This is a genomic window from Pedobacter sp. L105, assembly GCF_009765875.1.
In the GTDB taxonomy this organism is placed as follows: Bacteria; Bacteroidota; Bacteroidia; order Sphingobacteriales; family Sphingobacteriaceae; genus Pedobacter.
Genome location: NZ_LMUP01000008.1, coordinates 375,791 through 388,063 on the forward strand (window position 1 = coordinate 375,791; position 12,273 = coordinate 388,063).

General features: G+C 41.2%; 8 protein-coding genes. 4 read left to right on the forward strand and 4 right to left on the reverse strand.

What is annotated here, in order from left to right; genetic code table 11:
• The first annotated feature begins 166 nt into the window (after positions 1 to 166).
• From rluF to GSQ84_RS16860, 3 genes are all read left to right on the forward strand, one after another.
• The gene (rluF, locus tag GSQ84_RS16850) at positions 167 to 1,198 is read left to right on the forward strand and encodes a 23S rRNA pseudouridine(2604) synthase RluF (RefSeq protein ID WP_158798435.1); all 1,032 of its coding nucleotides are present in this window, start codon (positions 167 to 169) and stop codon (positions 1,196 to 1,198) included.
• Positions 1,199 to 1,265: 67 nt separating this feature from the next.
• The gene (gene rlmN / locus GSQ84_RS16855; protein ID WP_158798436.1) at positions 1,266 to 2,324 is read left to right on the forward strand and encodes a 23S rRNA (adenine(2503)-C(2))-methyltransferase RlmN; all 1,059 of its coding nucleotides are present in this window, start codon (positions 1,266 to 1,268) and stop codon (positions 2,322 to 2,324) included.
• Between the two features lie 41 nt (positions 2,325 to 2,365).
• On the forward strand, positions 2,366 to 3,064 hold the full coding sequence (locus tag GSQ84_RS16860; protein WP_158798437.1) for a ComF family protein: 699 nt from the start codon (positions 2,366 to 2,368) through the stop codon (positions 3,062 to 3,064).
• Between the two features lie 289 nt (positions 3,065 to 3,353).
• Here GSQ84_RS16860 and GSQ84_RS16865 read toward each other — a convergent pair whose 3' ends face one another.
• Together GSQ84_RS16865 and glyA are read right to left on the reverse strand one after the other, a co-directional pair.
• Positions 3,354 to 5,810 (reverse strand): PAS domain S-box protein, encoded by a 2,457-nt coding sequence (locus tag GSQ84_RS16865; RefSeq protein ID WP_158798438.1) that lies wholly within the window; start codon positions 5,808 to 5,810, stop codon positions 3,354 to 3,356.
• Positions 5,811 to 5,831: 21 nt separating this feature from the next.
• Positions 5,832 to 7,103: a serine hydroxymethyltransferase gene (gene glyA / locus GSQ84_RS16870; RefSeq protein ID WP_158798439.1), complete on the reverse strand. Its 1,272-nt coding sequence runs from the start codon at positions 7,101 to 7,103 to the stop codon at positions 5,832 to 5,834.
• Between the two features lie 167 nt (positions 7,104 to 7,270).
• On the opposite strand from glyA, the gene dxs reads away from it, so the two are divergent.
• Complete coding sequence (gene dxs, locus GSQ84_RS16875) at positions 7,271 to 9,199, forward strand: 1-deoxy-D-xylulose-5-phosphate synthase (RefSeq protein ID WP_158798440.1); 1,929 nt, start codon at positions 7,271 to 7,273, stop codon at positions 9,197 to 9,199.
• Between the two features lie 438 nt (positions 9,200 to 9,637).
• Here the strand turns inward: dxs and glmS are convergent, their stop codons facing one another.
• Positions 9,638 to 11,476: a glutamine--fructose-6-phosphate transaminase (isomerizing) gene (gene glmS / locus GSQ84_RS16880; protein WP_158798441.1), complete on the reverse strand. Its 1,839-nt coding sequence runs from the start codon at positions 11,474 to 11,476 to the stop codon at positions 9,638 to 9,640.
• Between the two features lie 302 nt (positions 11,477 to 11,778).
• The gene (locus GSQ84_RS16885; RefSeq protein WP_158798442.1) at positions 11,779 to 12,261 is read right to left on the reverse strand and encodes a DinB family protein; all 483 of its coding nucleotides are present in this window, start codon (positions 12,259 to 12,261) and stop codon (positions 11,779 to 11,781) included.
• Positions 12,262 to 12,273: the final 12 nt, after the last annotated feature.

Sequence of the window (12,273 nt, forward strand, 5' to 3'; positions counted from 1 at the left end):
TTGGTTATTTTTTTATAAATTTAGTAAAATTGAATCGTTTTTGCCAAAAAAATTACCTAACTAAATTTTCGCGAATCTAAATAGCCCTTATTATAATATTTCATAGCATATATATGGGTATAAATTGATTACTTTGTAAAAAGAAATCAATTTAATTAATTAGTATATGTCTGATTCTACTACCCGTTTAAATAAATACATTAGTGAAAGTGGCATGTGCTCCAGAAGAGCAGCAGATAGATATATTGAGCAGGGGAATGTATATATTAACGGTAGAAAGGCTAAAGTTGGCGATCAGGTTTTTTTTGGTGACCTTGTCACTGTAAACGGACAAACCATTGAACCCAAGGAAGTAGAAAATTCTATTTTACTGGCTTTCAACAAACCTGTAGGCGTTACCAGTACTACAGAAGCCGGCGTAAAGAGTAATATTGTTGATTATGTAAACCATAGTGAACGTGTATTTCCGATCGGAAGACTCGACAAAGATTCTCAGGGACTCATTTTTATGACCAATAACGGAGACCTGGTAAATAAGGTTCTTCGTGCAGGTAATAACCATGAAAAGGAATACCTGGTAACGGTCAACAAACCATTGACCGAACAGTTTATTACAAATATGGCCAAGGGTGTACCTGTTTTAGGGGTAATGACCAAAAAGTGTAAAGTAACGAAAGAAAGTCCTTTTGTTTTTAAAATCGTCCTGATACAGGGATTGAACAGACAAATCCGCCGTATGTGTGAGCACTTTGGCTTTGAAGTAACCAAGCTGGAGCGTATCCGTATCATGAATATCAGCCTGAAAGGCCTTCCTGTAGGTGAATGGAGGGAACTGACACCAGAAGAGCAAACAGAAATTTACAATATGGTTGCTAAATCAAGTTCTGCTGCGAGTTTAGCCCCTAAAAGGGTGGTTAAAAAAGTAAAAGAACAGCCTGATGCCGACCTGGTAAACGTAACCCCAAAAAAAACAGCCCGGGCAAGGCCAGCCGGGCCTTCAAAAGGAAAACCGAGAGTAGCTTCGGCAAGGGCAGGAAAATCTGACAAATCAGAAAGACCTGCTTCAGCTTCAGCCTTCAAGTCTGCCAGCGCTTCAACCGACTGGAATAAAAGTAACGGTCCCAGCAGAAGACCCGTAAAACCAAGCAAAGGAAGATCAGGCGCACCTGCAGGAAAAACAAAAAGTCCGAAACGATAATGCCATCTGTGAGTCAAGTCCTTATATATATTGGGCAGCTTACAATTTTTAGGTACCTTTGCATCAAATGCTTACAATAACTAAAACTGACATCCGCTCACTGAGTCTGCCTCAGCTTCAGCAGCACTTCACTGACATGAATGAACCCGCTTACCGGGCTAAACAGGTTTACCAGTGGTTATGGGAAAAATCTGCGCGTTCATTTGAGGAAATGAGCAATCTGTCTAAAGACCTGAGAAAAAAACTGGATGAAAATTATGCCATCAACGTGGTGGAAGTTAATAATTCACAGTTCAGTAATGATCAAACGATCAAGAGCAGTTTCAGGCTGTATGATGGGAATTTAGTAGAAGGGGTATTGATTCCCATGGAAGAAAGGATGACGGCCTGTGTAAGCTCTCAGGTAGGCTGCAGTTTAACCTGTAAGTTTTGTGCAACAGGTTATATGGACAGGAAACGTAACCTTAACGCTGATGAGATTTATGACCAGGTAGTACTAATCGATCAGCAGGCTAAGAAAAATTACAATTCTCCGCTAACCAATATTGTGTATATGGGCATGGGCGAGCCTTTATTAAATTATGCCAATGTAATGAAGTCCATAGAGCGGATCACTGCTCCTGATGGCTTAAACATGTCTTATAAAAGAATTACCGTGTCTACCGCGGGGATTTCTAAAATGATCAAGAAACTGGGTGATGATGGTGCTAAATTTAACCTGGCACTTTCCCTTCATGCTGCAGACGACAAAAAAAGAAATGAGATTATGCCTATCAATGAGCAGAACTCACTGAAAGCACTGGCAGAAGCCCTGAAATATTATTTTGCCAAAACAAAAAATCCAATCACCTACGAGTATATTGTATTTAATAATTTCAATGATGAAATTCAGGATGCAATGGACCTGGCTAAATTTTGTAAACATGTTCCCTGTAAGGTGAACCTGATTGAGTATAACCCCATACAATTTGCAGACTTTATCAATGCCGAAGGCGATAAGATCGATGCCTTTGCCAATTACCTGAAGAGCCAGGGCGTAAATACCAACATCAGGCGCAGCCGGGGCAAAGATATTGATGCCGCATGCGGACAATTAGCCATCAAAGAAGAACAAACAGCCCAATAATATTTTAACCATCTTTAGTAAGAACAGTAGTAAATTAGCAGATGCTACTGTTCAAACAATATTTCGGCGACTTTATCAGTCTCTTATTTCCCGACCTCTGCAATGCCTGCGGTACACAGCTTTTCCATGGGGAAGAGCAGATCTGCACTAAATGCCTGCATGATCTGCCTTATACGGATTTCCACCTCTATGCCGACAATGCAGTAGCCAAACTCTTTTGGGGCAGAATAGCCTGCCACGCAGCTATGGCCATGCTTTATTTCCGAAAGGGATCAAGGGTACAAAACCTCATCCACCGCTTAAAATATAATGACCAGATAAAGCTGGGTTTTGTTTTGGGTAGCCTGCTGGGTGAAAAATTAGCACAGTCAGATCTTTATCTGCAGGCCGACCTGATCATCCCTGTTCCGCTCCACCCCAGAAAAGAAAGAAGCCGCGGTTATAACCAGGCATTACAAATTGCATTGGGGGTAGCAGATAAACTCCGGCTCCCTGTTCCTGCCAGCCTGCTGGTCCGAAATAAAGCAACCAGCACACAAACAAAGAAAAACAGGTATAGCCGTTTTGAAAATATGAAAGCCGTATTTAGTGTTACCGATCCGGCCAGTTTATCGAACAAACATGTTTTACTGGTGGATGATGTGATTACTACCGGAGCAACGCTTGAAGCCTGCGCACAGGTATTATTAGATGCCGGGGTAGCTAAACTCAGTATCGTAGCCCTGGCCTTTGCAGAATAAAAAATAGTGCAGGCATAACATTCGTTAAATATCCTCGTTTATATATTCGAGAGCGTTAATTTAGATGATAAGGGTCGATATTTTTCCATAAAAATATCGGCCCTTTATCTTTATCTATCAAATGCGTCTTGCACCAATTGCAGCACTCAAATTAAAAAACCATTAAAGTTTATATAAACAAACGAATTTTAAAACAAATCGAACGGTCGTTCGTTTATATTACCGAGAGCGTTAATTTAGAAGGCTGGGATTCTTAATTGAATCCTGGCCTTTTTCTTTTAGCCCGTTTTTATTTATTCGGTTTAACAGACAGAAAGTCTGAAAGCAGTTTCTTGATTTCCTCAGGATTAAATGGTTTTAAGACATGACCATTCATCCCGCATTCCATGAATTTAAAATGGTCATTTTTTAACGTCGACGCCGTAAGCGCAATAATAGGCACATTTTTGTAATAAGGGTCGTTAATATCCCTCACAATACCAGTAGTCTCAAAGCCATCAATACCCGGCATTTTTATATCCATAAAAACCAGGTCATAACGTTCGGCCATAATTTTATCTATGGCCTCATAACCATTCGATGCAGAATCTATATCCAATCCCCATTTGCTTAAAATGCGTTTGGCAATCAGGATATTGATCTCGTTATCATCAACTACCAGTATCCGTTTTCCAATAAAAACACTCATCTCAGTATCCTTACCCAAAGCAACAGAAGGTTCAGTTGCCTGAGCAAACACTACATCAAAAGAAAAAGTGGTCCCCTCTCCTTCTATGCTGTTTACCGTAATCTCAGAATTGAACATGTTAAGCAGCTTTTTCGTAATGGCCAATCCCAGTCCCGTACCCCCGTACTTTCTTGAAATATCGGTCTTTGCCTGGGTAAAGGTTTCAAAAATATAGCCCTGCTTATCTTCAGGTATGCCAATACCATTATCCTCAATCTGAAACCTGATCACCGATTCTGTATCATCTTGCTTCAGCAGGGCGATTTTTAGGCTAACCAACCCGTTATCAGTAAATTTGATAGCATTCCCAAGAAAGTTCATCAGGATCTGATATAGCCTATTTTTATCACCCGAAAGCTGTGCCGGTATAGCAGGATCAAAGACCAGGTTAAGCGTATTGCCATTTTTCTTGACATTTACCTGCAATGAATTGATGATATCATTGGCTAAAGTTTTCAGGCTGAAGGGAAAGATCTCCAGTTGCATCTTACCAGTTTCCATTTTGGTGAAATCCAAAATATCGTTGATGATGTGCAGCAGGTTTTCACCAGAGAATTTTAGGATATTTAAGTCATCGATCTGAGAGATCTTAGGGTCGTTATCCAGCAATAAATGGGTCATTCCGATTACCGCGTTTAAAGGCGTACGGATTTCATGGCTCATTACCGAAAGGAACATTTCTTTGGCCTGGCTTAATTTTAAAGCCTGTTCTTTCGCCTCAATCATCTCCTTTTCCACCTGTTTACGCTGTGTAATGTCTGAGATAAGGTCTATCTGCCGCTCAACTTTGCCTTTACTGTTTAAGATTGGCGTGTTGGACACAGAAAGCCAGATGGGTTGCCCATCCTTTTTCTCTGCCAGCACTTCAATGGTATATGACTGGTTATTTCTGCTTTTGTCCCTGGAGGTGATGATCAGTTCCTGATCATGGAAATTTCCCGACAGGATATTCCCCAGCTGATGCCCGCGCAATTCCGGAAGGGAATAACCTGTTAACCGCTCCAGAGAATGGTTAACCCAGGTAGTAATTCCTTCTTTGTCCTGGATATTCACGCCTGTATTGGTCTTACTGGCTACCAGGGATAGGATCTGTAATTCTTCTTCCGCTCTTTTTTTATCTGTAATATCAATAATGATTTCAACCTCTGCATCTACATTACCTTTGTCATCCAGTACCACGGTATTATAAACGGAAATCCAGATTTCCCTTTTATCTTTCGTGTAGGCCACCATATCAATTGTAAAAGACTGCCGCTTAGCTGTTAACCGCCTTACTTCTTCAATGAGTTCCAGATCTGTTTTCGGCCCGATGATCATGTCGCCGAGACGTTTACCCTTTACATCATCCAGGGTAAAACCTGTAATTTTCTCAAATGCAGGGTTCACCCAGTTCACCAGATTGTCGGCGTCGTTAATGACCACGGCATTATTCACCTTACTGGCAACGAAGGATAATTTTGTTAATTCGCGTTCTACGTTGAGCAGCTCCTGGAAACGGGCAGCATTATATACCAATTCCTGATCTTTTTTCTTTAAAGCCAGGTGTATCATTACTTCCTTTGCCAAGTTATACAGGATATCCTTCTGAGCAGAAGATAATTCATTAGGGCGTCTGTCAAAGATACAAAGGCTGCCCAGTACAAAGCCTTCTCCATCAATTAAGGGCACACCGGCATAATAACGAAGATAAGGTTCGCCAATCACCACAGGGTTTTTGGCAAAACGCTCGTCAAGATGTGTATCAGGAATTTCAAAAACTGAATTTTCCAGGATTGTATACTCACAGAAAGAAATTTCCCGGGGAATCTCCTTTACATCAAAACCGATGGAGGATTTAAACCATTGCCTGTCTTTATCAATGAGGGAAATACAGGCAATGGGTACATTAAATATTTGTTTGGCCAGTGTTGCCAGGTTATCGAAACTTTGCTCTACAGGTGTATCCAGAATATTATAGGCATATAAAGCGCATAATCTTTCCTGCTCAATAAGTGATACAATTGCTGAACCTGCTGGCATATAATTTTTATCCCTAATTTGTTATTTATATAGCGGGAAACGGCCTACCAAATCCGTCACTTCTTTTCTTACTTCACTTAAATTAGCTTCATCTTCAGGATTAGCTATTACCTTATCAATCAACGCTACGATGGTTTCCATATCTGCTTCTTTTAATCCTCTTGATGTAATGGCTGCAGTTCCTACGCGGATACCTGAAGTTACAAAAGGAGATTTATCATCAAACGGAACCATATTTTTATTCACGGTAATATCCGCTTTTTCCAGCGCATGTTCTGCTAACTTTCCTGTAATATTTTTATTCCGAAGATCAATCAGCATCAGATGGTTGTCGGTACCACCAGAAATAAGGCTGTAACCCCTTGCCACTAAAGCTTTTGCCATTGCCTGTGCATTGGCCTGCACCTGTTTAATATAAACCAGGTACTCATCACTTAATGCTTCCCCGAATGCAATTGCTTTTGCGGCAATAATATGTTCTAACGGACCACCCTGTGTTCCCGGAAAAACAGCCATATCCAACACGGATGACATCATTCTGGTTTCACCTTTAGGCGTTTTTAAGCCAAATGGATTTTCAAAATCTTTCCCCATCATAATCATTCCTCCGCGTGGTCCGCGCAGTGTTTTGTGGGTAGTAGTGGTAACGATATGACAATGAGGAAGCGGATTTGCCAACAATCCTCTTGCAATCATTCCTGCAGGGTGGGAAATATCTGCTAAAACAAGAGCGCCGATTTTATCAGCTACACTGCGGATAAAAGCATAATCCCATTCTCTGGAATAAGCAGATGCACCGCAGATAATCAATTTTGGACGTTCAGCTAAAGCGATTTCTTCCAGTTTAGCATAATCGATAAGTCCATCTTCTTTTTTAACGCCATAAAAAAGAGGCTGATATAATTTCCCTGAAAAGTTAACAGGAGAACCGTGTGTTAAGTGTCCGCCATGCGACAGGTCAAAACCCAGGATTTTATCGCCCGGATGAATTACGGCGAGCATTACTGCAGCATTGGCCTGCGCTCCTGAATGTGGCTGAACATTTACCCATGCAGCACCAAACAATTCCTTTGCACGCTCTATTGCGATAGTCTCTACCTCATCGACTACCTGACAACCTCCATAATAACGTTTGCCCGGTAAACCTTCAGCATATTTGTTGGTTAACACGGAGCCCGCAGCTTCCATTACCTGTTTGCTTACAAAATTCTCTGAAGCAATCAGCTCAAGGCCATTTTCCTGACGGTCTAATTCCCTGTCAATCAAATCAAAAATTACAGTATCTCTTTTCATTTATCAATTAAAATTTCCGTAAAAATAATGATTTTCCTATTGAATTGAAGACACTAAATATATCATCTAATAATTAGATGATATAACTATACAGCTAATGACTAATAGTTTGCACTTATCTTAACAAAAATCACGTACTTTGTATATTGTTGTCTACTTAAAAATGCATGGAAAACTTTACCTCTCCATTACTACCGAACATAAATTACCCTGCCGATTTAAAGCAGTATAAAGAAGATGACCTGGAGCAGATCAGTCAGGAATTACGTCAGTATATTATTGACGTAGTGAGTGTTAATGGCGGCCATTTTGGCGCCAGCCTGGGTGTTGTTGAGCTTACTGTAGCTTTGCATTATGTACTTAACACCCCTTATGATAAGCTGGTATGGGATGTTGGTCATCAGGCTTATGGCCACAAAATCCTAACGGGAAGAAAATCCGTTTTTCATACCAACCGCGTTCTTCATGGTATCAGCGGCTTTCCTAAGATCAGTGAAAGCGAATATGATACTTTTGGCGTAGGTCACTCTTCAACTTCTATTTCTGCCGCACTGGGTATGGCCGTAGCCTCACATTATAAGGGTGAGAAAGACCGCCAGCACGTTGCCGTGATCGGTGACGGCGCAATGACCGCCGGGCTCGCATTTGAAGGCCTTAACCACGCCGGAATTGAAAATTCAAACCTGCTGGTTATCCTTAACGACAATTGCATGTCGATTGACCCAAATGTTGGTGCTTTAAAAGAGTATTTAACCAGTATTACCATCTCTAAATCTTATAACCGCTTTAGGGATGATATATCCAGTGTACTGCTTAAACTTTCAAGCCTTGGTCCTGATGCCCATAAGGTTGTAAAGAAGATTGAAAAAAGCATTAAAGGTACCCTGCTTAAACAAAGCAATTTGTTCGAAGCTTTAAATTTCAGGTATTTCGGACCCGTGGATGGCCACGATGTAAAAAAACTGGCTTCTATACTGAAAGACCTGAAAGATATTCCAGGACCCAAACTTTTACACTGTATAACGGTGAAAGGAAAGGGATTTGCCCTGGCTGAGAAAGATCAGACCAAATGGCATGCCCCGGGACTTTTTGATAAAATAACCGGAGAGATTAAAAAATCTGTTTCGGACAAACCGCAGCCGCCAAAATATCAGGATGTTTTTGGGCATACCCTGGTAGAACTCGCAGAAGCAAATAAAAAAATTGTTGGTATTACGCCGGCAATGCCATCAGGATCTTCTATGAACATCATGATGAAAGCTATGCCTACCCGTGCCTTTGACGTGGGTATTGCAGAGCAGCATGCCGTAACTTTTTCTGCCGGACTGGCCACACAGGGACTCGTGCCTTTTTGCAATATCTATTCCAGCTTTATGCAGCGGGCTTATGATCAGGTGATCCATGATGTAGCGATACAAAACTTAAATGTTGTTTTCTGTCTGGACCGTGCAGGTGTTGCCGGAGCAGATGGTGCTACGCATCACGGTGCCTATGACCTGGCTTTTATGCGCTGCATCCCCAACATGACCGTTGCCTCACCTATGAACGAGGAAGAACTGAGAAACCTCATGTACACTGCACAGCTTGAAAACAGTGGACCTTTCTCTATTCGTTATCCAAGAGGAAACGGAGTAATGACAGACTGGAAACGTCCATTCAAAGCCATTGAGATCGGTAAGGGAAGAAAAATCTGTGACGGTGAAGATGTTGCTATCCTAACCATCGGACATGTAGGTAATTTTGCAGTGGAAGCCTGTAAGGAATTGAACAGTGAAGGTATTCACCCGGCACATTATGATATGCGCTTTGTTAAACCTTTGGATGAAGCATTACTGCATGATGTATTTACCCGCTATAAAAAAGTAGTCACTGTTGAAGATGGATGCCTTCAGGGCGGAATGGGATCAGCAGTGCTTGAATTTATGGCCGATCATAACTATCAGGCACATGTTATTCGCCTGGGAATGCCTGATGAAGTGGTAGAACACGGTGAACAGGCTGAGTTATGGGCAATTTGCGGATATGATAAAAATTCAATCGTTGAAACCATAAGGAAGATTGCTATAACAAGAACTACGTCTACCATTGCTTCTTAACATATAGAGCCTAGGGGTTACTCCATGCTTCGCCTAAAAAGGACTATACTGTATTCCGGCTGGATATTGCGGCGCTACGCTTGCAAGACCCTAGGCCGTCATACAGCATAGTCCTTTTTTTTGAGATCATCCATTGCAGGATGTATACCTTTCTCTTGCCTTGCTTATTTTCTAACTGAGATATTCTTTATTTGACCATCCTTTCTCCGGATCTCCCAGCGAATATTCGTGTAAACCAAAAAGGGTCTATTTTAACGTCTTTAATTGCGTTTCAGCAATCAGTGACTTTGAAAACACAGGCCTTTCCTTCCGGATTCCCCAATGGATATTTCGTGTAAAACAGAAAGGGGTATATTTTCAAGGCCTTTAATTGCGTCTCAGCAATTAGCAGCCTTGAAAATACACCCCTTTCTGTTAAACTCCAGAAAAATCCCCCCCTTACTCTACTGTGACTGACTTTGCCAGATTTCTTGGCTGATCTACATTACAGCCTCTCAGCAACGCAATATGATAAGACAATAACTGTAAAGGAATAGTAGCCAGTAAAGGCAGAAATGCTTCACTTGCATCAGGTATTTCAATACAGTAATCAACCATACGACGCACTTCAGTATCACCCTCGGTTACAATAGCCAGAACAATCCCTTTTCTTGCCTTTACCTCCTGAATATTGCTAATCACCTTTTCATAAGAAGAATTTTTAGTGGCAATCACTACAACCGGCATTTCCTCATCAATAAGGGCAATCGGGCCATGTTTCATTTCCGCTGCAGGATAACCCTCTGCATGGATATAAGATATTTCTTTCAATTTCAGTGCACCTTCCAGAGCTACCGGAAAACCGCTTCCTCTGCCCAAAAACAGGCAATTTCTTGAATCTTTAAATTTATGCGCAATTTCCTTGATCAGGTCATTGGACTCCAGGGCTACCTGGATCTTCTCAGGAATACAATCCAGCTCAGTTAGTAACTCCACTAGTTTTGCCTGTGTTAAGGTTCCCTTTTGCTGGGCCATATAAAAAGCCATTAAGGTTAGTACCGTAACCTGTGCAGTAAATGCCTTAGTGGAAGCTACTCCTATTTCAGGTCCGGCATGTGTATAAACACCTGCATCGGTAAGCCTTGGAATAGAAGCCCCAACAACATTACATACGCCAAAAATAGTTGCACCCTTTTCCTTAGCCATTTCTATGGCAGCCATCGTATCGGCAGTTTCTCCCGACTGTGAGATGGCAATCACTACATCTTTTTCGGTGATGATCGGATTTCTGTAGCGGAACTCTGAAGCATACTCTACCTCAACCGGGATCCTTGCATATTCTTCAATTAAATATTCACCTACCAAACCGGCATGCCATGAAGTACCACAGGCCACAATGATGATACGATCTATATTTTTGAGTTTATCTGCATATTCCTTAATTCCGCCTAGCTGAACCCTTCCTTCATTTGGATAAATCCGTCCGCGTAAACAATCCCTGATAGACCGCGTTTGCTCAAATATCTCCTTTAACATGAAATGCTCATAACCGCCTTTTTCCAGCATCTCCAGTTTCAGCTCGAGCTCTTGAATATAAGGTGTCTGTACCACGTTATCCAACCGTTTGATCAGGAGGTTATCACGTTTAACCAGGGCAATTTCATTGTCATTCAAATAAATTACATTCTTGGTGTATTCAATGATCGGGGTTGCATCAGAAGCAATAAAATACTCCCCTGTACCTACGCCAATTACCATCGGACTTCCTTTTCTGGCGGCGATCAGTTGTTCCGGCTGGTCTTCGTCCATGATCACAATGGCATAAGCACCGTTTACCTGATGCAGGGCCAATCTCACGGCTTCCAGAAGATCTACATTTTCTTTTTTATAGATCTCTTCCACCAGATGGATCAGCACTTCAGTATCCGTATCACTGTTAAAAACGTGTCCTCTTGACAGCAATTCTTCTTTCAGCGTAGCATAATTTTCAATGATCCCATTATGAATGATGGTCAGTTTACCATCATTTGAGGTATGCGGATGTGAGTTTCTGTCAGACGGCTCTCCGTGGGTAGCCCATCTTGTATGGCCCATTCCGATCGTCCCGCTCAGATCTTTCCCAGCGCTAAACGCTTCCAGTTCCTGGACCTTACCCGCTTTTTTATAAATATTTAACCCGCCACCGTTAATCAATGCAATACCTGCACTGTCATATCCGCGGTATTCTAATCTTTTTAAGCCCTTTAATACAATTGGCCAGGCTTCTCTATGCCCTATATATCCTACTATTCCACACATTTTACTTGGTATAAAAATGTAAAGTTAGTCAATTACAGTATTAATTTACAGGAGACAAACGACCCTTATTAATTATCAGGATGACATTTGTAAGCTTTAAAAAACAATAATTTCATTAAAATACAATTTATAATTTCATCAAAGAGGGTAGCTAAAACGCATTTAAACCGTTTTAGCTACCCTCTTTACCAATCCTTACTAAAAGGAATACCGCTTAAATCCAGCACACTATCGAAAAATGTTAAAAAACATAATCATCTTATAATCAATGATTTATTTTTAACGAAATTACCCCTAATAAATTAAGATTTCCAGTTCTTCAGTAACCTGCGTACCACGATAATTTCTCCCAAATGATAGGAAGTATGATCAGCAAGCTGCAAAGCTTCATGTAGAAGGGATTGGCCATCACCATAAGGAAATTCGGCAAACAGATCGTTTTTCTCATCTTTTAACAAACCAATAAACTCTTCCCTGTCTGCCCTGACAGCGGCTAAAGTAGATTCCCATTTCTTCTGGTCAACTTTTTCATCGGCCGAAGGCCAGTATTCATCAGGCCACTTCGGCGACTGATGGCCTGGGCCTTTACAAAACTCCAGCATATCCCACTGTGTAATGCGGATATGCTCTGTCAGCTGCCAGATACTATAAGGTAAATTTTCAGGAATCTTTGTCAGGAGATCCATGGGAACTCCTTTAACCGTATCTTCAAATGAAGCATGTGCACTACCGTGACCAATCAAGTTAACCAATTCTGTAACAATTGTTGCTTTATCTTTACTCATAATACTATTATA